General features: G+C 59.3%; 19 protein-coding genes. 7 read left to right on the top strand and 12 right to left on the bottom strand.

Annotated features, from left to right (window positions below; genetic code table 11):
* Positions 1 to 28 precede the first annotated feature (28 nt).
* Both ppgK and map read right to left on the bottom strand, forming a co-directional pair.
* Positions 29 to 874, bottom strand: coding sequence for a polyphosphate--glucose phosphotransferase (gene ppgK, locus L6762_RS02550; protein ID WP_185173136.1), 846 nt, complete (start codon positions 872 to 874; stop codon positions 29 to 31).
* A 26-nt stretch (positions 875 to 900) separates the two neighbouring features.
* Entirely contained in the window at positions 901 to 1,806 is a 906-nt protein-coding gene (gene map, locus L6762_RS02545; protein ID WP_237185419.1) for a type I methionyl aminopeptidase, read from the bottom strand.
* A gap of 124 nt (positions 1,807 to 1,930) precedes the next feature.
* On the opposite strand from map, the gene L6762_RS02540 reads away from it, so the two are divergent.
* Both L6762_RS02540 and L6762_RS02535 read left to right on the top strand, forming a co-directional pair.
* Complete coding sequence (locus L6762_RS02540) at positions 1,931 to 2,131, top strand: SPOR domain-containing protein (RefSeq protein ID WP_135011355.1); 201 nt, start codon at positions 1,931 to 1,933, stop codon at positions 2,129 to 2,131.
* Positions 2,132 to 2,254: 123 nt separating this feature from the next.
* The gene (locus L6762_RS02535; protein ID WP_237185418.1) at positions 2,255 to 3,265 is read left to right on the top strand and encodes a restriction endonuclease; all 1,011 of its coding nucleotides are present in this window, start codon (positions 2,255 to 2,257) and stop codon (positions 3,263 to 3,265) included.
* Positions 3,266 to 3,603: 338 nt separating this feature from the next.
* On the opposite strand, the gene panB is transcribed toward L6762_RS02535, so the two are convergent.
* Positions 3,604 to 4,488: a 3-methyl-2-oxobutanoate hydroxymethyltransferase gene (gene panB / locus L6762_RS02530; protein WP_237185417.1), complete on the bottom strand. Its 885-nt coding sequence runs from the start codon at positions 4,486 to 4,488 to the stop codon at positions 3,604 to 3,606.
* A 216-nt stretch (positions 4,489 to 4,704) separates the two neighbouring features.
* Between panB and glnA (L6762_RS02525) the strand changes: the two genes are divergently transcribed.
* A complete protein-coding gene (gene glnA, locus L6762_RS02525; protein ID WP_237185416.1) occupies positions 4,705 to 6,048 on the top strand; it encodes a type I glutamate--ammonia ligase in 1,344 nt (447 codons plus the stop codon).
* 69 nt (positions 6,049 to 6,117) lie between these two features.
* A complete protein-coding gene (locus L6762_RS02520; RefSeq protein WP_272878679.1) occupies positions 6,118 to 9,288 on the top strand; it encodes a bifunctional [glutamine synthetase] adenylyltransferase/[glutamine synthetase]-adenylyl-L-tyrosine phosphorylase in 3,171 nt (1,056 codons plus the stop codon).
* 15 nt (positions 9,289 to 9,303) lie between these two features.
* On the opposite strand, the gene budA is transcribed toward L6762_RS02520, so the two are convergent.
* A complete protein-coding gene (gene budA, locus L6762_RS02515) occupies positions 9,304 to 10,056 on the bottom strand; it encodes an acetolactate decarboxylase (RefSeq protein WP_237185415.1) in 753 nt (250 codons plus the stop codon).
* Between the two features lie 110 nt (positions 10,057 to 10,166).
* The gene (gene glnA, locus L6762_RS02510) at positions 10,167 to 11,591 is read right to left on the bottom strand and encodes a type I glutamate--ammonia ligase (RefSeq protein ID WP_237185414.1); all 1,425 of its coding nucleotides are present in this window, start codon (positions 11,589 to 11,591) and stop codon (positions 10,167 to 10,169) included.
* Positions 11,592 to 11,948: 357 nt separating this feature from the next.
* On the opposite strand from glnA (L6762_RS02510), the gene L6762_RS02505 reads away from it, so the two are divergent.
* Together L6762_RS02505 and L6762_RS02500 are read left to right on the top strand one after the other, a co-directional pair.
* Positions 11,949 to 12,338: an RDD family protein gene (locus L6762_RS02505; protein ID WP_237185413.1), complete on the top strand. Its 390-nt coding sequence runs from the start codon at positions 11,949 to 11,951 to the stop codon at positions 12,336 to 12,338.
* A gap of 12 nt (positions 12,339 to 12,350) precedes the next feature.
* Positions 12,351 to 13,052, top strand: a complete 702-nt coding sequence (locus tag L6762_RS02500; RefSeq protein ID WP_237185412.1) for a hypothetical protein — start codon at positions 12,351 to 12,353, stop codon at positions 13,050 to 13,052.
* 74 nt (positions 13,053 to 13,126) lie between these two features.
* Here L6762_RS02500 and L6762_RS02495 read toward each other — a convergent pair whose 3' ends face one another.
* The 3 genes from L6762_RS02495 to lipB all read right to left on the bottom strand — a co-directional run bounded on the left by L6762_RS02495 (position 13,127) and on the right by lipB (position 15,755).
* Positions 13,127 to 13,876 (bottom strand): DUF4191 domain-containing protein, encoded by a 750-nt coding sequence (locus L6762_RS02495; protein ID WP_237185411.1) that lies wholly within the window; start codon positions 13,874 to 13,876, stop codon positions 13,127 to 13,129.
* 126 nt (positions 13,877 to 14,002) lie between these two features.
* Entirely contained in the window at positions 14,003 to 15,010 is a 1,008-nt protein-coding gene (lipA, locus tag L6762_RS02490) for a lipoyl synthase (RefSeq protein ID WP_185173127.1), read from the bottom strand.
* A 67-nt stretch (positions 15,011 to 15,077) separates the two neighbouring features.
* On the bottom strand, positions 15,078 to 15,755 hold the full coding sequence (lipB, locus tag L6762_RS02485) for a lipoyl(octanoyl) transferase LipB (protein WP_135011347.1): 678 nt from the start codon (positions 15,753 to 15,755) through the stop codon (positions 15,078 to 15,080).
* Positions 15,756 to 15,950: 195 nt separating this feature from the next.
* Between lipB and L6762_RS02480 the strand changes: the two genes are divergently transcribed.
* Positions 15,951 to 17,606, top strand: coding sequence for a protein kinase (locus L6762_RS02480; protein ID WP_237185410.1), 1,656 nt, complete (start codon positions 15,951 to 15,953; stop codon positions 17,604 to 17,606).
* A gap of 91 nt (positions 17,607 to 17,697) precedes the next feature.
* Here L6762_RS02480 and L6762_RS02475 read toward each other — a convergent pair whose 3' ends face one another.
* The 4 genes from L6762_RS02475 to L6762_RS02460 form a co-directional block, all read right to left on the bottom strand.
* Positions 17,698 to 18,081: a hypothetical protein gene (locus L6762_RS02475; protein ID WP_135011345.1), complete on the bottom strand. Its 384-nt coding sequence runs from the start codon at positions 18,079 to 18,081 to the stop codon at positions 17,698 to 17,700.
* Between the two features lie 160 nt (positions 18,082 to 18,241).
* Positions 18,242 to 19,936, bottom strand: a complete 1,695-nt coding sequence (gene sucB / locus L6762_RS02470) for a 2-oxoglutarate dehydrogenase, E2 component, dihydrolipoamide succinyltransferase (RefSeq protein WP_237185409.1) — start codon at positions 19,934 to 19,936, stop codon at positions 18,242 to 18,244.
* Positions 19,937 to 20,035: 99 nt separating this feature from the next.
* On the bottom strand, positions 20,036 to 21,430 hold the full coding sequence (gene lpdA / locus L6762_RS02465; protein ID WP_237185408.1) for a dihydrolipoyl dehydrogenase: 1,395 nt from the start codon (positions 21,428 to 21,430) through the stop codon (positions 20,036 to 20,038).
* Between the two features lie 177 nt (positions 21,431 to 21,607).
* Positions 21,608 to 23,122 (bottom strand): leucyl aminopeptidase, encoded by a 1,515-nt coding sequence (locus tag L6762_RS02460; RefSeq protein ID WP_237185407.1) that lies wholly within the window; start codon positions 23,120 to 23,122, stop codon positions 21,608 to 21,610.
* Positions 23,123 to 23,311 lie beyond the last annotated feature (189 nt).

The raw sequence follows: 23,311 nt of genomic DNA, 5'->3' as shown, positions 1-23,311 counted from the left end.
CGTCCTTATCTTGGGGAGCTAGTAGGGCCTAGCCCTGGGCGGCGGCGCGGCGCTCGTGTTCGCTGGGGTGGCCAGCTGCCCACAGGGCAGCACCCACAATGCCAGCGTTGTTCCGCAGCTGGGCCATGACCATGGGGGTGCGGATTTCATCCTCAAAGTAGGGCATAAACTTCTCGGGGTTCTTCGAGATGCCACCGCCGATGATGAACAGGTCGGGGGAGAAGAGGAACTCCACGTGGGAGAAGTAGCGCTGCAAACGCTTACCGTACTTCTTCCAGGACAGCTCGTGAATTTCACGGGCACGGGCTGATGCACGAGATTCGGCGTTGTGGCCGTCAATCTCAAGGTGACCCAGCTCGGTGTTCGGAATCAGCTGGCCGTTGATGATGAGGGCTGAACCGATACCGGTGCCCAGGGTAATCACGGCAATCAGGCCGTCCTTGTCCTTACCCTGGCCGTAGGTAGCCTCGGCCAGGCCGGCAGCGTCCGCGTCGTTCAGGGCGTAGACGGTACGGCCGCCCAGGGCCTCGCTCATGATGCCCTCAAGGTCAGCACCAATCCAGGACTCGTGCACATTCGCAGCAGAAAGGGTAACACCGTTCTTCACGATGGCGGGGAAGTCGATACCGATAGCCGCATCGGGCAGGGGAGCAAGCTCACGGCCCTGCAGCTCATCAACGATTTCACGGACCACAGATGCGCAGGCCTCGGGGGTGGCAGGCTGCGGGGTGGGGATGCGGAAGCGCTCGCCCACCAGCTGGCCGGTGCGGATATCAACGATACCGCCCTTCATGCCGGTGCCTCCGATATCGATACCGATAACCAGGTCAGCTGCGGTAGGTGCCGGGACCTCGGGGGTGACTGCGTCAGTCATGAGCGCTCCTTTGAGAGTGATGGTGTTTAGGGCAGGGTAAGGATGTCCACGCCGTCGGCGGTGACAACCATGGTGTGTTCAAACTGGGCGGTACGCTTGCGATCGCGGGTGACGACGGTCCAGTCGTCCTCCCACATATCCCATTCGATGGTGCCCAGGGTGAGCATGGGTTCAATGGTGAAAATCATGCCCTCTTCGATGACGGTGTTGTAGGCAGGAGCCGCATCGTAGTGGGGGATAATCAGGCCGGAGTGGAATTCACGGCCCACACCGTGACCGGTAAAGTCACGCACCACGCCGTAACCAAAGCGGGCGGCGTACTTTTCGATGACGCGCCCGATGACGTTGATTTCGCGGCCGGGGCGCACGGCTTTCATGGCCCGGTTGAGGGCTTCTTCGGTGCGTTCGACCAGCAGGCGGGACTCTTCATCCACGTTCCCAACGAGCAGGGTGCGGTTGGTGTCACCGTGCATATCGTGCAGGTAGGCGGTTACGTCGAGGTTGAGAATATCGCCGTCTTCAAGCACGGTGGAGTCGGGGATACCGTGGCAGATGACCTCGTTCAGCGAGGTGCACACGCTCTTGGTGAAGCCGCGGTAGTCAACGGTTGAGGGGTAGGCCCCGTGGTCGCAGATGTATTCGTGCACCAAGACGTCGATGTCGTTGGTAGTGGTGCCGGGAACAGCGATCTTTTCAGCTTCAACAATGGCTCCGGCGGCAATTTTGCCGGCCGCCCGCACCTTTTCTACTTCTTCGGGGGTGTAAAAGTTTGAACCCTGACCCTCGTTGGCTTCGGGCTTACCCACGTATTCGGGGCGGACGATGTGCGCCGGTACCGGGCGCATGGGGGCAACGACGCCGGGCGTCAGGTTGCCCACGGGGGCTTTGCCCGGTTCGGCGGGCAGATTGTGGCTTACAGTTGATGTCGACATGTCTTCTAGCTTATCGGCTGGTCGCCAACCTGCCGGGCTAGGTGCGTTGCCAAAAGCTGTATCTTTTGCCTAACCGGGCGTAAAGTGGTGCGTGCAACACTTTTGGCAATGAGAAGGAGACGCCGTGTCACTGAACGACTACACCCCTGGCCCCCACGACACCCAGTACTGGTACAACCTGAGCACCGGCCAGGTTGAAGAAGGTCAGCAGTCCAAAATCACCGAGCTTTGGGGCCCCTTTGCTACCCGCGAAGAAGCAGAGCAGGCCATGGAGAAGGCTAAGAAGCGCAACGAAGAATGGGACGAGGGCAAGGACGCCTGGTAGAGGTGCGATATTTCATGATTTCAGAAAATCTTTAAAAGTATTTTGCAGGTTTTTGAGGGTTATTCATCAGGGCTCTGGTGTATAACCCTCTTTAATAGATGATTTAAATTTATTGGAGATGTGATGAGTAGATTCATAGAAAATATTCAGAAATTTGGGGTTTCGGCAGATGATTATGAGGCTGTGCCGCAATGTTTTGATGTTTCAATCGACGATTTGAGAAATGAAGAATATCAAGATATCCCTCGGGGTGTAGTTTTTTCCGCTCCTATTGTGGAATGCATAGTGGAGGGGCTTGACGTCAGGCTCTATGGTTCTTCGGGAGATCTATACCTTATTTCACGCAACTATCTTGATGAATTCATTGGTAGATTTATAACCCCATATTCATCTATTATTTTCCTTGAGTCGTTGATTAAATCATGCAATAATCCTCAACTTTCTCTTGTGTATAAAGAAGAGGATATTCGCATGATTGATGAATTAGGTCAGTATGTCGAATACTCTTACAAATTAAATGAGATAGAATCGTTGTATGATGAGGTTATTGAAGGGATTTCATGTATCCATAAAATTGAGAATTCACATATTGAGAGGATTGATGCGGTCTGCGATATAATTGAAGACTTTGGGGAGTCTCGCCTATCTGTTGATAGTGCTCGTATACAGTCGGTTGCAGATGCTGATTCTCGAAGAAAGGGTGAGCTTTTGGAAAGTTTAATCTGCGATGCGTTCTATTCGGTAGGAGGGCTCCGTATCAAAGAAAGAAACCTCCATGCTGTAAATCAAGAAATTGATATCGTAGTAGAAAATTTTAGTCAATCTTTCCTGCCTTTCAGTGGAGCTAATTACGTTATTGTTGAGTGTAAAAATTGGTCTAGTACGGTAGGGCGTTCTGAATTTGATGCGTTTGAAAATAAAGTGAAAGATGGGGGTTATGATGTCGGAGTGTTTGTTGCTTGGCCTAGAGCGAGCAATGAATTTAAAATGGAGATGCTAAAAGCGTGTAGGGCGCCTTACAAAATTATTCTGATTGAAAAAAATGACTTTTTCGATAAAGAAAATAATGTCTTAAGTTTTCGCCAGGTTTTAGAAAATTCTTACACTAAAGAGTTTTCAATATCTAATTCATAAAACCATTCTAAAACTTTTTATATTGAAGAAAGTTGTGTGTGGATAAATATTGAAAATTAAATAGGATGGGTGTGTGAATCTGTGGTAGAACTTTCATTTAAAAGCTTCCTCGGATTATGTTTGTGGTGCCTAATGGGTAAGGGTGTCTGAAGAATGAGAGAGATTTAATAAATATGAAACCAGGTGCTCATATCTATTTATGATGGTACTGGAAAATTGATTTATACGCTGAAAGATTATTTTCTTGTTTACTGCTTGGATATTAAAAATTCGTATTCAGGGCCTGAACCTACGGCATAGTAAACGAGGGGGAATAGCTCTTCGTAGGCTCTAAAATTTTAGCTATCAAACCTGTGTTCCGCCGCCGGGTAGGCGCCTGAGCGCACGTCTGCCCGGTAGGCGGCTGCTCCTTCGAGCAGAGTGTCGTAGAGGTTGGCGTACTGCTTGACGAAGCGGGCCATCTTGCCCTGCCGCAGCCCGAAGGCGTCCTGCCAGACGAGCACCTGCCCGCTGACGTCCGCGCCCGCCCCGATACCGATGATGGGGATGCGCACTGAGGCGTCGATGTCGGCGGCAACATCGGAGCGGGTCATTTCCATGAGCAGGCAGAAGGCACCGGCTTCTTCGAGGGCCAGGGCTGTGTCTTTGAGTGCCTGACCGCCGTCGCGGCCCTGCACCCGGTAGCCGCCGAGGGCATGTTCAGACTGGGGCGTGAAGCCGATGTGGGCCATCACGGGTATGCCCGCTGCAACCATGGCTCGTACGTGGTCTACGTGGTGGGCGGTGGCTTCCATCTTGACCGCGTGCGCTCCGCCTTCTTTCATGAAGCGCACAGCGGTTGCCACGGCCTGGGCGGGGGATTGCTCGTAGGAGCCAAAGGGCAGGTCCGCGACGACCATAGCCCGCTTGGCTGCGGTAGAAACAGCTTTGACCAGGGGAATCATCTCGTCAACGGTAATGGTGAGGGTTGATTCGTGCCCCAGCACATTGTTGCCCGCAGAGTCACCAATGAGCAGCAGTTCGATGCCGGCCCGGTCGAAGATGGTGGCGGTTAGGGCGTCGTAGCTGGTGAGCATGGCGAACTTTTCACCGGCGTCCTTGGCCTGCTGCAGGTGCACGGTGCGCACCTTTTTGACGGCGAGGACGCTTGCCTCAGCGTCCTGAGGAGTGCTGGCGGGGGTGGGGTTTGAGGACCCGTAGGGTGCTGTTTCTTCGTTGAGCATGCTTTAACTCTAGTAGCCTGCAGGCGCACCGCAACCGGAGCGGGCCCGCTTTATCTCAGTCGGTGAAAGAAATGTTTAAAACACGTTACTGTTACCGGGGTCAGAGCGTGCCAGGTGGGCACGCGAGGCGGTTACGTTCTAGAGTTGATGCTAAGGATTCGTTTGCCCGCCCACCGGGGTGCGGGCGCCACCTTTAGACATGAACGGATAGGTTACATGGATCGTCAGCAAGAATTCGTTTTGCGCACCATTGAAGAGCGCAATGTGCGTTTCGTCCGCCTCTGGTTTACCGATGTGGTGGGCCAGCTTAAGTCTGTTGCTATTGCACCGGCTGAGGTTGAGAGCGCCTTTGACGAGGGTATCGGTTTTGACGGTTCATCGATTGAAGGTCTGTCCCGCGTCTACGAGTCAGATATGCTGCTGCAGCCTGACCCCTCCACCTTCCAGGTGCTGCCCTGGCGCGGGGATGAAGAGCCGACCTCCCGTATGTTCTGCGATATTCTCACCCCCGACGGGGAGCCCAGCGCCTCAGATACCCGCGGTGTGCTCAAGAACGTGCTGTCTAAGGCAGCGGGTATGGGCTTTACCTGCTACACCTCACCCGAGATTGAGTTTTATCTGCTCAAGTCAAAGGAACTGGGCCCCAGCGGCTTCCCCGAACCGGTTGACTCCGAAAGCTACTTCGACCACACTCCCGGCGGCGTGGTGCAGGACTTCCGCCGCAAGGCAGTGACCACCCTGGAAGAAATCGGCATCTCGGTGGAGTTCTCCCACCACGAGACCGGCCCCGGCCAGAACGAAATCGACCTGCGCCACGCTGATGCCCTGCAGACCGCCGATAACATCATGAGCTTCCGCACCGTGATCAAGGAAGTCGCCCTCTCCCAGGGTATCTACGCGACCTTCATGCCCAAGCCCTTCACCGAGCACGCAGGCTCCGGTATGCACACCCACTTCTCCCTCTTCGAGGGCGACACCAACGCCTTCTTTGAGGCAGGGGCTGAGTACCAGCTCTCCCGCACCGCCAAGCACTTTATTGCCGGCGTCCTGCGCCACGCTCCCGAGTTCACCTCGGTCACCAACCAGTTCGTCAACTCCTACAAGCGCCTGTGGGGCGGCGGCGAGGCCCCCTCCTACGTCTCCTGGGGTCACAACAACCGCTCCGCCCTGGTGCGGGTTCCCCTCTACAAGCCCAACAAGATGCAGTCAGCCCGCATGGAGTACCGCGGCATCGACTCAGCTGCCAACCCCTACCTGGCCTACGCCGTCATCCTGGCAGCTGGCCTCAAGGGCATCGAAAACGAGTACGAGCTGCCCAGCGCCGCCGTCACCGAAGACATCTCAGCGATGACCAGCGCAGAACGCCGCGCCATGGGCTACCACGCCCTGCCGTCCTCTCTCCACGACGCCATCCACCGTACCGAAGAATCAGAGTTCATGGCCGAAACCCTCGGCGAGCAGGTCTTTGAGCAGTTCCTGCGCAACAAGCGCCGCGACTGGAACGCCTTCCGCGCCGAAGTAACCCCCTACGAACTCAAGAACAATCTCGGTATCCTCTAGTGCCCGTATGCAGGCGCAACACCACAGGCGGTGTTGCGCCTGCTGTAATTAATACCCAAGGAGACAGCGGTGACCCAGACCCCGCAGAACGAAACCCCCGAAGAAGCCGCCCGCCGCGCCGAAGAAGAACGCAAGGCCCAGGTGCGTCTGCTGAGCGAGATGGCATCGCTGGGGTTCTACGATGCGGCTAAAAGCGCCCGCTGGCTCAACTCCCGGGAGCTAGAAGGCCTAGACCGCGCCAAACTGTTTGAGGGCCTGCGTCTAGCCCCTTCTCCCGATATCGCGCTTCCTGCCCTGGTTAGACTCATTGAACGTGCCCCCAAGGTGGCGCAGCTAGCTGCGCGGGGAGCGGACGCCGAGGCCCTCTACCGCTTACTGGGCGGCTCCGAGGCGCTGGGGGAGTTCTTGGTTCGCCACCCCGAGCACGCAGACCTGCTAGAGATTGACCCTAGGGCTTTTGACGGCCAAGATTTTCCCGTCTCGCTACTGCCCGAGACCGACGAAGAATACCTCACCCCTATCGCTCCGCTCGATACCGTCTACCGCCGCGACCTGCTAACGGCTGTGGGAGCCGACCCGGCTGCGTCCGCCCCGGTCGCCCAGCTCACCGGCAAAGAAGCCTACACTGCCCTGCGCGTTGCCTACCGCCGTCACCTGACCGAACTCGCGATCTACGACCTCACCAGCTTCGCACCGGTACAGTTCATGCCCACCGTTGGCCGTCTTCTGGCAGACCTGGCCGCAGCTGCCCTCGAAGGGGCTCTAGCAATTGCCCGCGCCGAAGTAGCCCAGAACCGCAGCGAACAGACCGTAGCTGCTGTAGAACTTGCCATTATCGGCATGGGCAAATGCGGTGCCCGCGAACTGAACTACATTTCAGACGTCGATGTGGTCTACGCTGTCGCCCACAAGCCCTTGGCCGACCTGCCCGAAGATTTTGCCCCCCTCGACGAAAATACCCTGACCCAGATCGGTACCGAGCTGGTCATGGCCCTCTCCAAGGCCATCATGGCCCCGGCCCCCGAACCCGCCCTCTGGGAGGTCGACGCCAACCTGCGCCCCGAAGGTAAGGACGGCGCCCTGGTACGCACCGTGGAGTCCTACACCACCTACTACAAGCGGTGGGCCGAAAACTGGGAATTCCAGGCCCTGCTCAAAGCCCGCCCCATCGCAGGTACCCCCGAGCTGGGCGTCCGCTGGGCCCGAGCCATGCGCCCCTTCATCTGGGAATCTGCCGCCCGCGATTCCTTTGTAGAGTCAGTGCAGGCCATGCGCCAACGCGTCACCGACAACATCCCCGCCGCCGACGTCGACCGACAAATCAAGCTCGGCCCCGGAGGCCTGCGCGACGTAGAATTCACCGTTCAGCTTCTGCAGCTCGTGCACGGCCGCACCGATGAGAGCGTCCGCACCCAGAGCACCACCGACTCCATCGCGGCCCTCGCAAAAGCCAGCTACATCGGCCGCAAGGACGCCCACGACTTCGCAGATAACTACGCGACCCTGCGTGTGATGGAGCACCGCATCCAGCTGCTCTACATGCGCCGTACCCACCTGATGCCGGTCAAAGAAAACGACCGGCGCTCGCTAGCGCGCGCCATGAACTCCCCCCTGGCCCCCACCCAGCTGACCGAGCCAGAGATGCTCAAACAGTGGGCCGGTATCAAACGCGCCGTGAAATCCCTGCACGAGCGCCTCTTCTTCCGTCCGCTGCTAGCCGCCGTAGCCCACCTCTCCAAGGACGAAGTGGCCCTCACTCCGCAGGCAGCGCAAGACCGCCTGGCAGCCCTGGGCTACAAGGACCCCCGCCGCGCCATGGGCCACATCGAAGCCCTCACCAGGGGCCTACGCCGCTCAGCCGAAATCCAGCGCACCCTCATGCCTGTGCTTCTCGGCTGGTTCGCCAAGGGCGTGGACCCGGACGCCGGCCTGCTCGGCTTCCGCCGCATCAGCGAATCCCTGGGTGGCACCCCCTGGTACCTGCGAATGCTCCGCGACTCACCGGCCGCAGCAGAGCGCCTCTGCACCCTGCTGGCGTCCTCCCGCTTCATCACCGACCTGCTCGAAGATACCCCCGAACCTATCGCCTGGCTCGACCGCACCGAAGACCTCAAACCCCGCGCCACCGACGTCATCATCGGCGAACTGCGCTCCCAGCTCACCCGCCACACCGACTCAGCCGAAGCGATCCGCGCCGTCCGCATGATGCGCCGCCGCGAAATTCTCCGCCTCGCCATGGGCGAAGCGCTCGGCATCAACAGCAACGCAGAAGTAGCCCACGGCCTATCCGACATCGACCGGGGCGCCATCCAATCGGCTCTTGCCATCGCCGAACGAGAAACCTACATCGATGGCCGCACCCCGCTCACCGACGTAGCGGTCATCGCCATGGGCCGCCAGGGCGGGGCCGAAATCGGCTACGGCTCAGACTCCGACCTCATGTACGTGCACATACCGCGCGACGGGGCCGACGAAAAAGCCGCCCAAACCGAAGCCACCGACCTGATCAACCGCATGGTCGCCCTGCTCAAACAACCCACCACCCCGCCGATCCGCGCCGAAAAAGTGCTCGAAATCGACGCTGACCTGCGCCCCGAAGGCAAGGCAGGCGCCATGGTGCGCTCGCTGGAATCCTTCCGCGAATACTACGAGCGCTGGGCAGACACCTGGGAATTCCAGGCCCTGCTGCGGGCCCGCCCCTTCGCGGGCTCCGAATACGTAGGGGCAGCTTTTATTGAGCTCATCGACCCCTACCGTTACCCCACCACCTTCCCCACGGAGAAGGTCACCGAAATCCGCCGTATGAAGGCCCGGGTCGAAACCGAACGCATGCCCCGCGGCGCCGATAAGACCCGCCAGCTCAAACTGGGTAGAGGCGGGCTGACGGACGTCGAGTGGCTGGTCCAGCTCCTACAGCTGCAGCACGCCCACCGGGTCGAGGGCATGCGCACCACCTCCACCCTCAAGGCCCTGGACGCCGCCGTGCAGGCAGGGCTGGTCGATGAACGGGACGCAACCCTGCTCTCATCAGCCTGGAAACTGGCATCCAAGATACGCGGCCTGAACGTGCTCCGTACCGGCCGCGCCTCGGACACCTTGACGACCACCCGCTCAGACCTTGAAGCTATCGCCCGCTGGTGCGGGTATGCCCCCCACTCAGCGCGCGTCCTCGAAGATGACTACCTGCGCATCACCCGCCAGGCCCGGGCAGTCTACGAAAAGCTGTTTTACCCGGGGTAGAGATTAGCCGTTTACCTAGTGCTTCTCAGCCTTTGAAATCTGGTCTGCCAGGTCTTCAGGCGATAGGTCTGCGTTCGAGAAGGCTTCGTTCAGGGGCAGGTGTAGGCGCAGGCCGGTGCCGGGGCAGATTTCCACGTGGGCGCTGCGCAGCTTGAAGTCGACCACATGCCCGCCGCGGGTGCGCTCGTCGTCGATGAAGTGGGCATGGCAGCCGGGCACACCGATACCCTGCTCGTAGATGGGAGTGCGGAAGCCCACGATGGTGCCGGGTACATTGTCGAACTGGACGATGTCTTCACCCTCTACGGCGTCTACCATCTTGGGGTAGGGCTTCTCCTGTTTCTTGACGGTGCGGGTGCGTACCCACTCGAAGTCGCCCACAATCTTGATGGCGTACATGTAGTTATCTGACAGGGTGAAGTTATCCAGTACCTGGCTAGCTGAGGTGCGCAGCAGGTTGGTGGGGAGTTCGCGCTTGATGGCGGGCACGAAGTTAGTGATGACGGCAAAGGGGGTCTTCTGGTCGAGCGAGGCGAGCGAGATGGAACCGTCGTAGCGCATCTGGTAGCAGGTGCCGTCAAGCACGATCATTTCCCCGTCGAGGCTGTCGAAGGTGCCCACGCCGAAGTTGCCGTGACCCAGTAGCTCGCCGATGGTCATATCCCCGTCGTAGATGCCGTCGAGTAGCTGGCTCATCAGGCCGGTTTGGAAGACCTCGTTGCGGTAGATGGTGGAGCGGCCTTCGAGAATGGTGCTTTGGGGGCTCATGGTTATCTCCTTGGGGTAAGCGGCGGGTGTGCGCAAAAGCCGCGCTGCGGCGTCCTTGCGGTGCGGACGCCAGCGCGGCTTTGTGCTTGTGAATGTCAGTTTACCGGGGCTTAGACGCCGTAGTACATCTGGTATTCGAGGGGGTGGGGGACCAGCAGCAGGGGAGCGAGCTCGTTGCTGCGCTTGTAGTCGATCCAGGCTGAGATGAGGTCTTCGGTGAAGACGTCGCCTGCCAGCAGGAAGTCGTGGTCCTTTTCGAGGGCGTCAAGGGCTTCTTCAAGGTTGGCGGGTGCCTTCTTGATGTCTGCTGCTTCTTCGGCGGGCAGCTCGTAGAGGTCCTTGTCGATGGGTGCAGGGGGTTCGATGCGGTTGCGGATGCCGTCCAGACCTGCCATGAGCTGGGCTGCGAAAGCCAGGTAGGGGTTGGAGGAGGGGTCGGGTGCGCGGAACTCGAGGCGCTTTGCCTTGGGGTTGGTGCCGGTAATGGGGATGCGGATGCCGGCGGAACGGTTGCCCTGGGAGTACACCATGTTGACCGGTGCTTCGTAGCCGGGGACCAGGCGCTTGTAGGAGTTGACGGTGGGGTTGGTGAAGGCCAGCACTGCTGAGGAGTGCTCAATCAGACCACCGATGTACCAACGGGCGACGTCGGAGAGACCTGCATAGCCGCGCTCATCGTAGAAGAGAGGTTCACCGTTCTGCCAGAGTGACTGGTGGCAGTGCATGCCTGAGCCGTTGTCGCCGAAGACGGGCTTGGGCATGAAGGTGACGGTCTTGCCCCACTGGTCAGCGGTGTTCTTGATGACGTACTTGAACTTGAGCAGGTCGTCTGCTGCCTGGGTGAGGGTGGAGAACTTGTAGTTGATCTCAGCCTGGCCGGGGGCGCCTACTTCGTGGTGGGAGCGCTCTACTTCGAGGCCTACCTCGTGGAGGGCTACGCACATGGCGTCACGCAGGTCAGCCTGCTTGTCGACGGGGGAAACGGGGAAGTAGCCGCCCTTGGTGAGGGTCTTGTTACCGAGGTTGCCGCCCTCTTCCTTGCGGCCGGAGTTCCAGGGTGCCTCGTCTGAGTCGATCTTGAAGAAGACTGACTGGGGGGTAACTTCGTGCTGGACGTTTTCGAAGACGAAGAATTCTGCTTCTGATGCGAAGAAGGCGGTGTCAGCGATACCGGTTGACTTCAGGTATTCTTCGGCGCGTTCGGCGACGCCGCGGGGGTCGCGGTGGTAGGACTCGCCGGTGCGGGGGTTGACGATGGAGCCGGTAACGACCAGGGTCTTCTCAAGGCGGAAGGGGTCAACGTAGCAGCTGGTGACGTCGGGGATCAGCTGCATGTCTGATTCGGCGATGCCCTGGAAGCCGCGGATTGAGGAGCCGTCGAACATCTGGCCTACGGTGAAGAAGTCTTCGTCGATAGCCTTAGCGGGCAGGTTGAAGTGCTGCTGTACGCCGGGCAGGTCGCAGAAGCGGATGTCAACGAACTTGATGTCTTCGTTCTTGATGAAGTCGAGGACTTCCTGTGCGGTAGTGAACATGGTCGTTTGTTCTCCTTGAGTTGTTTTCGACCCATGGGTGCCCGGTTGGGTGGGCTCCCTCGCTGTTGTTTCTAGCCTAGGGTGTATTTTTTGCCCTAAAGTATCGCTTTTGTTTCGCGTGTGTAACGTACCGGCGCTTGAGTTGCGTTGGTGTTACGTGGGTTTGGGTGGCTAGGTTCCCCTTTCCTAGTGTAGGTGGTTTGGGGCCGGGTTTCTCAGAGGGTAGGACGCCTGCGCCCGGTTTTCTTGGGCGGAAAGGGGGTAATAGCCGGTAAGGTTAGTTGGGTGGTTACGAGAAGAGATTTAGGTTCTTGGATAGAGGGGGCTCCTACCGACCAGGAGTACCCCGGGCAGAATATGGGCAGGCCGCGGTCGGGGCGGGGTGCTATCGCTCGCCCGGTGCGCCGTTTGCTGGCCTTTTGGATTGACTGGCTGCTCATTGAGGGCATGTTTTTTGTGCTGGGGCAGACGGTTTTTCCGGGCGTGAATACCGCTGTGCTTGATGTTGCCCAGCTGGTTATTTTCTGGCTCTATATGGTTGCTGCTGTCGGTTTTATGGGGCATACGGTGGGGCATTTTGCTCTCGGTATGCAGGTACAGCGACTTGATGGTAAGCCCGCTGGCTGGCTGACCGCTCTGATTCGCCAGTCTATGGTCATGCTGGTGCTACCTGTTGTCATTATGGATGCCGACCAGCGCGGCCTGCACGACCGGGCTCGCCACACTATTTTGGTGATGATTCGATAAATGAAAGACGATATGACGAACCCTACCGGCGAAGAGCCGCCGAAAGAGAACGACCCGGCGCTGCCGTCCTTTCTGATCCAGCCCAGGCCAATCGACAAGATCTTGCTGAGCCTGCTCGCCTTCATGACCATTTTCTCGATGGTCATGATTCCCCTGCGACCTAATCTGCTGGTCAACGCGCCCTGGCTGGTTTCTTTGCTGACCGGTTCGGGGCTGGGGCTGCTGATTACCGCTGCCCAGAATCAGGGAGCTGCCCTCATACTGGCAGCCCTGACAGCAGCTGCTGCCGCCAGCCACATCAAGTTCATGGCGGTCTACTTCTTTATGGGGAAGCACTGGGGGCAGGATTTCATCACCTGGCTGTTCGCCAACCACACCCCCCTATGGTGGCGCAAACTTGAGGGTTTTGTTGAGAAGCACCTTTTTCTGAGTCTGCTGCTGGGTTTTATCCCTTTCTCACCGATTCCGGCGACGATTCTGGTGGCTATCGCCGGTATCCGTCAGCTCAAGGGCTGGGTTATCGGCCTCTACATCTACCTGCTAGCAATCGGCAATAAACTCTTTTACCTCTACCTGGGGCTGCGTTTCGGCGAGGGTATCCAGCCCACCCTTGAGACCATCGACCGCTACATGATGCAGATAACCCTGGCACTGATTGCCTACGTTTTCATCATGAACTGGTGGCGCGGTTCAAAGAAGAAGCCCGTGCAGTAAAAGCCTGTACGCATCAAGAAGGGGCCCGCTCAACATCTGTTGAGCGGGCCCCTTCTTGATGGGAAACCTGCGGCTTAGCGCATGCCTCGACGGTCGGGGCGCATACGCATGGGGTCAATACCCTTAGGAATAGCGTTCAGCATGTTGTTGTGCTTGGAGAGCGAATCAATGCGGTTAGCTACCTGGTGCATTTCCTGCTGGGTGAGCTTCTTGGGCAGCTTGTTCATGGTCTTGGTGAGCTGCTTGAGTTCAACCTGGCCGTCAGCGTGCCCGGTGTTGATGACGGTTACGGGAACGGTCGGTACGATCTTGGCGTACTTGAGCTTTTCCTTCTGGACCAGGCCGTTGACGCGGCCGGTAGGGCCTTCGGTGACCAGGACGATGCCGGGGCGGCCGATGGCGCGGAAGACGATGTCCTGGGACTTGTTAGCGGCAACGGGCTGCTGCTCGAAAATCCAACCGCGGCGCAGGGTTGAAAGAGCTGCACCGGAGCGACCGGGCTGGCCTTCCAGCTGGGCGAAAGCTGCCTTTTCTGCCCGGCGGGAGAGCACCATGACAGAGAAAAGAACGCCCAGGGGGATACCGATGAGAAGGAAGGTAATCCAGTTGTTGAGCAGCAGGCCGATCAGCAGGAAGACCAGGACGGTGCCAAAGAAGACCAGAGCAAGAATCCAGGGGATGTTGGGGTCCTGCTCGCGGGTCATAGCATAGACCTGCTTCATCTGAGCAAACATGCCGGGGCCGCGCTTGGCGCGGCGCTCTTCGCGAGCCTTCTTCTTTTCTTCGCGGGTCTGTGCGCGGGTGCTGCCACGGGATTCAGCCACTGTGTTTCCTTCGTGAGTCGATTCTGGGCGGGCGGGTGCGATACGCGCCCTAACTTACCCATTCTATACGGCAAGCGCCCACCGATGAAACCGGTGGGCGCTTGAAACCCTAGGGGGTAGCGTCCTTTAGGCCCCTGCTGCTACCAGGGAGCTAGCCTCCTGCATAGCAAAGCCTGAGTCGTCGATATGCGACAGGTGCTCAGGGATTTCGCGTCCCTGCTTCTTCATGGCACGGGCCCAGAGCTTACCGGCCCGGTAGGACGAGCGCACCATGGGACCTGCCATTACACCGGCAAAGCCAATCTCTTCGGCCATCTTTGAGAGCTCAACGAACTCGGCGGGCTTGACCCAACGCTCGATGGGATGGAAGAGGGGGCCCGGGCGCAGGTACTGGGTGAGGGTAATCAGGTCGCAGCCGGCATCGTGCAGATCGCAGAGGGCCTCGTAGACCTCTTCGTTGGTTTCACCCATGCCCAGGATCAGGTTGGACTTGGTAATCAGACCGGCTTCCTTGCCCTGGGTGATGACGTCCAGGGAGCGCTCGTAGCGGAAGGCGGGGCGAATCTGACGGAAGATACGCGGGACGGTCTCAAGGTTGTGGGCGAAGACCTCGGGGGCTGCATCGATGACCTGCTGCACGTCCTCTTCCTTACCCTTGAAGTCGGGGATCAGGATTTCGACGCCGGTGTTGGGGGAAACGCGGTGAATCTGGCGGATGGTTTCGGCATAAAGCCAGGCGCCGCCGTCCTCAAGATCGTCACGGGCTACACCGGTGACGGTGGCGTAGCGCAGGCCCATCTTCTTGACGTTGAGGGCCACCTTAAGGGGCTCGGTGCGGTCAATAGCAACGGGCTTACCGGTGTCGATCATGCAGAAGTCGCAGCGACGGGTGCACTCTGAACCGCCAATCAGGTAGGTTGCTTCGCGGTCTTCCCAGCACTCGTAGATGTTGGGGCAGCCGGCCTCTTCACACACGGTGTGAAGGCCAGAGCCTCGGGCTAGATCAACCATTTCTTTGTATTCGGGGCCAACCTTGGCCTTGGTTTTGATCCATGAGGGCTTCTTCTCGATGGGGACCTCTGCATTGCGGGCTTCAACGCGAAGTAGCTTGCGGCCTTCTGGCTGGGCGCTCATGAGGTGGGGTTCTCCTTTGGTGGTAAACCTGTGGTGGGTGTGCTGGCGGCTTCTGCCGGGGAGCGGTTTATGCGCTGGGGGCCGGTGTGAAGTCGGCGGCGAGCTGGTCGGCGTAACGGGCCAGCTCTTCTTCTACTCGGTCAACAATATCGGCGGGGGTTATATTCCGGCCGAGTTGTTCGCTAATGGTGGTGACGCCCGCATCGGTGATGCCGCAGGGGATAAAGGCGCCGAAGGGGTCGGTGGGGTTATTGCAGTTGATGGAGAAGCCGTGCATGGTGGTGTTCTTTGCAACGCGGATGCCGATAGCTGCAATTTTTTTATCTTGCACCAGGGCGCCATCGCCTAGCACCCAAACGCCTGAGCGCCCCTCGACTCGCTGGCAGGTGATGCCCAGGTCGGTCAGGACGTTGATGAGCACCTCTTCGAGTACCCGCACGTAGCGGACGACGTCGATGGGCTCGGGCAGCTGCACGATAGGGTAGCCAACCAGCTGGCCGGGGCCGTGCCAGGTGAGCTTACCGCCGCGGTCAATTTTGATGACGGGCACGCGGTTATCGGTCGGGTATTCGTGGTCTTCGGTGCGCTTACCGGCGGTAATGACTTCTTCGTGTTCTAGCAGTAGGACGGTATTTTGCCGGACGCCGGTGGCGACTTCTTCGTGGACGGTGCGCTGGTAGTCCAGCGCTGAGGTGTATTCCACATAGTCGGGGGCAAGCCCGACCCGTTCAAACAAAAGTGCCATACCTTCTAGGGTAGCCCTTTTGACGGTGGGGCGAAAATATTCAGGGAGACTCTGGCCGTCTGAACCCGGGATGTGGTGCTGTGACGCTAGATGACGTTTTTATCCACAGGGCACCTTCATGCAGTTGACTAGCGTAAATGCTAGCCCTGTGGATACTCCCGGCGGTGGCTCTATCAGGTGGTGTATAGCTAAAGCATGAGTACCCCCACAGACCTACCCCAGCCGACCCGGGCGTCCGCACCGCCTGAACCAGAAAACGACCAGGCCCTGCTGATACCCGGTAACCTGCCCGACGTAACCCCGCGCTACCGCCTTGAAAGCGGAGCCCACCACAGCACCTGGATTGTGGACTGCGGCTACCAAAATGCCGCCTACCTTGAGGTGCAGGCGGGCCCCTACACTCTGACTCAGATCACCGGCGATGCAGAAGCTAGTGCGAAATCCGCAGAACGGCTGTGTTCCCTCACCCCGCACCCCGCAGTGCTGAGGGTCGATGCTGTGACCTCATCGAAGGGTTCCCACCATATTTGGTATGAAGCGGCCGAGGCCGGAACCCTCGCCGACTATTGCCGAGCCAAGGGAAAACTACCCCTGGGGCAGGTAACCACCGTTGCCCGGGCTCTCACCCAGGCGCTGGGTTACCTCCACGAGCAGGGGTTCGCCTATTCTGCGCTAGCGGCCCGCCACTGCGTCTTCACCGTGCGGGGCGAGCTGAAACTCCTTGCCCCCGACATTGATACCCGCTCACTGGCGTCCGCGGTGCAGAAGAGCCGGCAGGCAGATGACATCGCAGCCTGTGCTGCCCTGCTGTGGCTCTGCCTCACCGGGGAAGAGCCTAAGGCCATGCGTCTGAGGGCTCCCCTGAACCTGGCTGTTCCCCAGGCCAGCGACGCCCTTGCCCAGACCCTTGAGGACGCTATCGACTCTCGTGCCCAGCAGCCCCAGCTTACTGACCTACTAGCACTTATTGAGCTGGCGGCAGACCCCGAGCCCCTCGAACTTCACCTCAGCGCCCACCAGAGCGTGCGTCCCCGTCTTCCTGCCTACAGGCAGCCTGCGCCAGTAGAGCCCCGCCGGGCGGTGAAACAACGCCGTCAGGTGTACGGGAAACTGCCCGATGTATCGCGGGGGAGTAAGGTGCCTCAAGGCGGGCTGTCCCGTATTAGGAGGAAGGGCAAAGGGGCCGGACGACTACCGGTAGGGCAGTATCTGCGGGAACGCTGGGCTATGAGCGGTGCTATCCTGATAGGTTTTCTCGCCATAGCCGGGACCGGGTACCAGCTGCTCGCATCAGAGCCCCAGCAGGACTCAGCTACCCCGGCAGCGGTTGAGGCAGCGGGTTCTCTTCCTGCACTTACACCGTCAGGGGCAGATCAACAGCGTGCTAGCGAGAAGCCGCAGGCCGAGGTCGAGCAAGACCAGGCAGTAGCCCTAGAACCCAGTGATGACGATATAGCTCTTCTTGTAGCAGAGCTCGTAGCTACCCGGAGCCGGGTACTTGCCTCTGGGGAAACTGCGAGCATGGGCGATTACGCGGTTTTAGGCTCACCCCTGGCTGAAGCCGACAGCCAGCTACTGGCAAGTGAAGGCGCGGCCGCTTTAGCCGATATGAGCACAGAACTGGTGGATATCAGCGAGATCACGGCAACCGAGAACGGCTACAGAATCCAGGCTACGGTGCAAGCGAACGGCTACAGTCCCGCCGGTAGCGATCGGGAACTGGCAGCGCAGGGTATAAGTCAGCACGATGGTAGGGTGCTTCAACGCGTGGAGCTGATTCTCCAAGCCGAGGGCGGAACCTACCTGCTGACCGAGGCACGGCCCCTGCCCCTAGACCCGTCCGCCCTATAGCACCTACAGCCCTGCCTCTATATAGACCAGGGGCGGTGTACCAAACCGGTACACCGCCCCTGGGAGTAAGAACCTAGGTGTTCTCGCCTTATTAGATCTGGGGGTACTGCATGAAAACAGCGATAGCGATATTGATCAGGGCCAGGCCACCAACAGTATGGGCCAGGGCTACGTTCTTACCGTTTTCAGGGGTGCCCAGGGCACGGGCGGCCTTGTACTTCTTCTGACCCATAAAGGCCGCTACAGCGATAACCAGGGCAATCACCATCTTGATGCCAATCATCATGTGGTTCAGAGTCATGTTCTGTGACATCTGGATGAAGTAGAGAGCAAAACCGGTAACGACCTGCAGCAGGGCTGCGTGGAACTGGCCGGGCAGAACGATGCCCTGCTTAAAGGTGCCTAGCCACAGGCCGAAAACCATTGCGGCACCAACGATGTGCAAGAAAAGAAGAATTGAAAATGCGATAGCCATGATGACAAGTCTACGTAATACCTGGTTGTTTAGCGACAGTTCGCCACTAAAACCGGTGTGGGGGTGACCACGCGAGCCCCCTAGTAGATAGAAAAGTGCCCCGCTAACTTCTGCCAGCGGGGCACTTGAGAGCCTAGTTCAGAGAACTAAGACCTGTGGTTTAGAGACCAACCTCAGCTTCGAAGGCTGCTTCTTCAAGGCGCTGCTTGAGGAAGGCCAGGAAGCGGCCAGCGTCTGCACCGTCTACAACGCGGTGGTCGTAGGTCAGTGAGAAGTAGGCCAGCGAGCGGATAGCGATAACATCGTTACCCTCGGCATCCTGGATAACAGCAGGACGCTTGTTGGTGGAGCCGATGCCCAGGATCGCTACGTTGGGCTGGTTGATGATCGGGGTGAAGAAGACACCGCCGGTCTGGCCGGTGGAGGAGATGGTGAAGGTTGAACCTGACAGCTCCTCGGGGCCGACCTGGCCGTCGCGGGCGCGCTTGGCAACGTCGTTGATCTTCTTGGCGATACCTGCGATGTTGAGGTCGCCGGCGTCCTTGACAACGGGAACGAGCAGACCCTTGGGGGTGTCAACTGCCAGGCCGATATTCTCGGAACCGTGGTAGGTGATTTCCTTGAAGTCATCGCTCATGGATGAGTTGAACTGGGGGAACTGCTGCAGAGCTTCGGTGACTGCCTTGGTGAAGAAGGGCAGGAAGGTGAGCTTGGTGCCCTCGCGAGCCTCGAAGCCGGCCTTAGCCTTGTTGCGCAGGGCAACCAGACGGGTCAGGTCGATTTCCTGGACGGTGGTCAGCTGAGCTGAAACAGCCAGTGACTCAACCATGCGCTTAGCAACGGTCTGGCGGATGCGGGGAGCCTTTTCGGTGGTGCCGCGCTTTGAGGACGCTGCAGCCTTGGGGGCTTCCTTCTTGGCAGGAGCTGCGGTTGCGGGAGCTTCAGCAGCGGGGGCTGATGCTACGGGAGCAGCGCCCTTCTTAGCTTCAGCAGCAGCCAGGACGTCCTGCTTGCGGATGCGGCCGCCAACACCGGTGCCCTTGATGGTGGACAGGTCGATGCCTTCCTGCTTGGCCAGCTTGCGGACCAGGGGAGTGACGTAGGCTTCGCCGTTTTCGCCGGAGGGCAGTTCAACAGCGGGGGCCTCTGCAGCTGCGTCGGTGGAGGAAACAGCGGGTGCTTCTTCCTTCTTTTCCTCAGCTGCGGGTGCTTCTTCCTTCTTCTCTTCTGCGGGAGCAGAAGCGGCTGAAGCGTCACCGATGATAGCCAGAACCTGGCCGACTTCGGCGTCCTCGTCTTCCTGGATGCGGATTTCGAGCAGGGTACCGGCTACGGGTGAGGGAACCTCGGTGTCGACCTTGTCGGTGGAAACCTCTACGAGGGGCTCGTCAACGGCAACTTCTTCGCCAACTTCCTTGAGCCAGCGGGTGATGGTGCCTTCGGTGACGGACTCGCCCAGGGCGGGCAGGGTAACCTCGGTGCCAGAAGCTGAGCCTGAGGACGCGGGTGCGGCAGCGGGTGCCTCTTCCTTCTTTTCCTCAGCGGCGGGAGCTTCTTCCTTCTCTTCAGCCTTGGGGGCTTCTGCAGCGGGGGCATCGTCAGATGAGCCTGCGCCGGAGCCGTCGCCAATAACGATGAGGGGAGCGCCGACCTCGACGTCCTCGTCCTCTTCAACGAGAATCTTCTCAACAACACCGGCTACGGGTGAGGGAACCTCGGTGTCGACCTTGTCGGTGGAAACCTCAACGATGGGCTGGTCAACCTCAACGGTTTCGCCAACCTCAACGAGCCAGCGGGTAACGGTACCCTCGGTTACGGATTCGCCCAGTGCGGGCAGTTCTACGGTGGTGGACATAGTCCTTCGTGCTCTCCTTGTGAGTGATAAAAATCTGTAGGGGGTAGGCGCTTGCCCTATAACTAGGGTTAGGGCCAGCGCCTACCGCAGGGGCTTGTCTTAGCCGTGCAGGGGTGCGCCTGCCAGAGCCATTGCAGCCTCGCCCAGGGATTCGTTCTGGGTGGGGTGGGCGTGGATGAACTGGGCGACGTCCTCGGGGAAGGCTTCCCAGACAACCCACATCTGGGCCTCACCAATCTGCTCGCCCATGCGCTTACCAACAGCGTGAACGCCGATGATGGGGCCGTTCTTCTCGCGGACGACCTTGACCAGGCCGCCGGTGCCCAGGATGGAGGACTTGCCGTTGCCAGCCAGGTTGTACTCTGCAACCTCAACGTTTTCCTTGCCGAACTTCTCTTCAGCCTTGGGCTGGGAGTAGCCGATGGAGGCGATCTCAGGCTCGCAGAAGGTGACCTTGGGGATGTTGATGTCTTCAACAACCTGGGGGTTGAGGCCTGCGATTTCTTCGGCAACGAAGCGGCCCTGCTGGTAGCCGCGGTGGGCCAGCTGAACACCGGGGACGATGTCGCCGATAGCGTAGATGTTGCCAACGCCGGTGTGCAGGCGCTCGTTGGTGATAACGAAGCCGCGGTCCATGGTCAGGCCCTGCTCGTCGTAGCCAAAGCCCTCGGTGTTGGGGCCACGGCCGACAGCAACAAGAACGATGTCTGCCTCGAAGACGGTGCCATCTTCAAGGGTGACCTTGGCGCCGTTGGCGTCCTGTTCAACGGTCTTGAAGAACTTGCCCAGTGAGGACTTGATGCCGCGCTTCTTGAATTCGCGCTCAACGACCTTGATGATAGAGGGGTCTTCGTTGGGGACCAGGTGGGGCAGGCCCTCGATGATGGTGACCTCTACGCCCATGGAGTTCCACATGGAGGCGAACTCGGAGCCGATGACGCCGCCGCCCAGAACGATAGCGCTCTTGGGTAGGTAGTCCATCTGCAAGGCTTCGGTGGAGGTGAGCACGCGGTCACGAATCTCGATGCCGAAAGTCTTGGAGACAGAACCGGATGCCAGGATGATGTGCTTGCCCTTGTACTCGGTGCCAGCGACGGTGATGGTGTCCTTGCCGGTGAGCTTGCCTTCGCCCTCGATGACGGTGACCTTCTTCATCTTGAGAAGGCCGGTCAGGCCCTTGAACTTGCCGGCGACGATGCCGTCCTTGTAGTCACGAACCTTAGCCATGTCGATGGACTCGAGGGTGGTGTTTACACCGTACTTTGAAGCGTGCTGAGCCTCGGATGCGAGTTCTGCAGCGTGCAGGTAAGCCTTGGTGGGGATGCAACCGGTGTGCAGGCAGGTGCCGCCCAGGTTGCTCTTTTCGATCAGACCTACGGTGAAGCCCAGCTGTACCGCGCGCAGAGCTGCGGAGTAACCGGCGCTACCGCCACCGAGGATGAGGATATCGAATTCTGTTGTTGCCGAATCGGCCACGTTGACGCTCCCTTGCATGGGTCGCGGAGGCCTAAGCCCCCTTATGTACTGTCGTTTTCTAGCTTATCCCTTGAACGCGTCCGCCTGCCACTATTGGCAGGTGTTTTATTGCTCGGGTGGGCATGATTACACCCCGTTACCTGCTAGAACGCGGGCAACGGGGTGCAAATGTAAAAGTTCCCTGGAAAGTAAGGTTTAGGCGTAGGCCTCGATGAACTTAATCAGGGTGGCGATGGAGTGGCCGGTTCCCTCCTTGGGGGTGTAGCCGTAGGGGCCTTCCTCGTTGAAGGAGGGGCCTGCGAAGTCCAGGTGGGCCCAGGGAATCTTTGCGCCGTCCTTTTCGCCCACGAATTCTTCGAGGAACTGGCCTGCTACCAGCATGCCACCGTAGCGGGAGCCGATGTTCTGCAGGTCGGCGACGGGGGACTTGAGGCTCTTGCGCAGGTGCTCGGGCATGGGCATGGGCCAGTAGTCTTCGCCGGCTTCGGTAGCTGCTTCAACAACCTGTTGGCGGACGGTATCGTCACCCATGACCGCTGCGGTGCGCACGCCCAGGGCGATGAGCTGGGCACCGGTCAGGGTTGCGATGTCGAGAAGGACGTCGGGCTCGTCCTCGGATGCCAGGGCCAGGCCGTCTGCCATGACCAGGCGGCCTTCGGCGTCGGTATTCATGACTTCAACGGTGTGACCGCTGCGCATGGTCAGCACATCTTCGGGGCGGATGGAGTTGCCGCCAGGCATGTTCTCAGCCAGGCAGAGGTAGCCGTGTACGGCAACCGGCAGGTTGAGTTCGGAGGCTGCTGCCACAACGTTAAGGACGGTCGCCGCACCAGCCATATCGGACTTCATGGTGGTCATGGAGCCAGCAGGCTTCAGAGAAATGCCGCCGGTATCAAAGGTGATGCCCTTACCCACGATAGCGACGGTCTTCTCGGCATTATCAGGGGTGTACTTGACCTCTACCAGGCGGGGCTTGCGTTCTGAGCCCTGCCCAACGCCAGCGATGCCGCCGAAGCCTTCAGCGACCAGTTCATCGTAGTCCCAGACCTTGGTTTCAATCTTTTCAAGGCCTTCTAGGCGGGCAAGAGCGCGCTCTGCAAAAGTCTCGGGGTAGAGGTGCGACGGGGGAGTATTGACCAGGCGACGGGTGTGGTCAACGGCCTCACCCAGAATGAGAGCCCGAGTCAGGGCACCTTCTGCCTCAGCGGGGGCTACATCGGTGACAATGAGAACCTCGGCGACAGGAGCCTTGACCGAATCGGCGGTCTTGGCCCGCAGCTGGGTATCGGCAAAAGCGCCGTAGGCGGCGCCCTCAGCCAGGGCAGCAACATCTTCTACAGACTCTGCGCCCAGGGCCAGAGCAACAGTTTCAACACCGGCAAGCTGGCGGACGGCTGAGCCCGCTGCGTAGCGCAGGGCAACACGGTGGGCAGCGGCATCCTCCTTCTGAGAGCCTAGGCCGATGAGGGCAACGACGTCGGCGCCCGCCTCGTCGAAGCCGGGAAGCCGAACGAGCTCGTCCTGCCCGCCGCTGACGCCCAAATCTTCCAAAATAGCCTCAAGGCCCTCGGCGGTTTCGGCATCGAGGGGGTTAGCGGCCAGTGAGGGGCCTTCCTTGCCGGAATACACACCGAGCACCAGCACATCGGCCTCAAGGGCTTCAAGGTCGGGGGCGGTTACAGAGAATGACAGATCGTGAGAATCGCTCACAGAAATCTCCCTTCGCAGTAGATATAAGAGGGGCAGCCGCGCTCTAGGGCAACTGCAGTATCGTCTATAAGCCTAGGCCTAAAAGCCCCGTGAATGTAATCTGCGCAACGCCCCTTACGGCTAAATCACCGCAGAGCGAACAGGCAGAGGGGCCAGGGTGAGAATTACGGCCCTGGAAGGAATAGTTCT

Origin of the sequence: Rothia nasimurium (assembly GCF_928381705.1) — a bacterium.
In the GTDB taxonomy this organism is placed as follows: domain Bacteria; phylum Actinomycetota; class Actinomycetes; order Actinomycetales; family Micrococcaceae; genus Rothia; species Rothia nasimurium_G.
Note: the sequence above shows the minus strand (reverse complement) of the source record. Positions and strands in the feature narration are given on the sequence as shown.

What these genes read in the sequence shown, in the direction of transcription:
- ppgK (WP_185173136.1), bottom strand. Translation starts at nt 874, where the DNA reads ATGACTGACGCAGTCACCCCCGAGGTCCCGGCACCTACCGCAGCTGAC.
- map (WP_237185419.1), bottom strand. Translation starts at nt 1,806, where the DNA reads ATGTCGACATCAACTGTAAGCCACAATCTGCCCGCCGAACCGGGCAAA.
- L6762_RS02535 (WP_237185418.1), top strand. Translation starts at nt 2,255, where the DNA reads ATGAGTAGATTCATAGAAAATATTCAGAAATTTGGGGTTTCGGCAGAT.
- panB (WP_237185417.1), bottom strand. Translation starts at nt 4,488, where the DNA reads ATGCTCAACGAAGAAACAGCACCCTACGGGTCCTCAAACCCCACCCCC.
- glnA (WP_237185416.1), top strand. Translation starts at nt 4,705, where the DNA reads ATGGATCGTCAGCAAGAATTCGTTTTGCGCACCATTGAAGAGCGCAAT.
- budA (WP_237185415.1), bottom strand. Translation starts at nt 10,056, where the DNA reads ATGAGCCCCCAAAGCACCATTCTCGAAGGCCGCTCCACCATCTACCGC.
- glnA (WP_237185414.1), bottom strand. Translation starts at nt 11,591, where the DNA reads ATGTTCACTACCGCACAGGAAGTCCTCGACTTCATCAAGAACGAAGAC.
- L6762_RS02505 (WP_237185413.1), top strand. Translation starts at nt 11,949, where the DNA reads ATGGGCAGGCCGCGGTCGGGGCGGGGTGCTATCGCTCGCCCGGTGCGC.
- L6762_RS02500 (WP_237185412.1), top strand. Translation starts at nt 12,351, where the DNA reads ATGACGAACCCTACCGGCGAAGAGCCGCCGAAAGAGAACGACCCGGCG.
- lipA (WP_185173127.1), bottom strand. Translation starts at nt 15,010, where the DNA reads ATGAGCGCCCAGCCAGAAGGCCGCAAGCTACTTCGCGTTGAAGCCCGC.
- lipB (WP_135011347.1), bottom strand. Translation starts at nt 15,755, where the DNA reads ATGGCACTTTTGTTTGAACGGGTCGGGCTTGCCCCCGACTATGTGGAA.
- L6762_RS02480 (WP_237185410.1), top strand. Translation starts at nt 15,951, where the DNA reads ATGAGTACCCCCACAGACCTACCCCAGCCGACCCGGGCGTCCGCACCG.
- L6762_RS02475 (WP_135011345.1), bottom strand. Translation starts at nt 18,081, where the DNA reads ATGGCTATCGCATTTTCAATTCTTCTTTTCTTGCACATCGTTGGTGCC.
- sucB (WP_237185409.1), bottom strand. Translation starts at nt 19,936, where the DNA reads ATGTCCACCACCGTAGAACTGCCCGCACTGGGCGAATCCGTAACCGAG.
- lpdA (WP_237185408.1), bottom strand. Translation starts at nt 21,430, where the DNA reads ATGCAAGGGAGCGTCAACGTGGCCGATTCGGCAACAACAGAATTCGAT.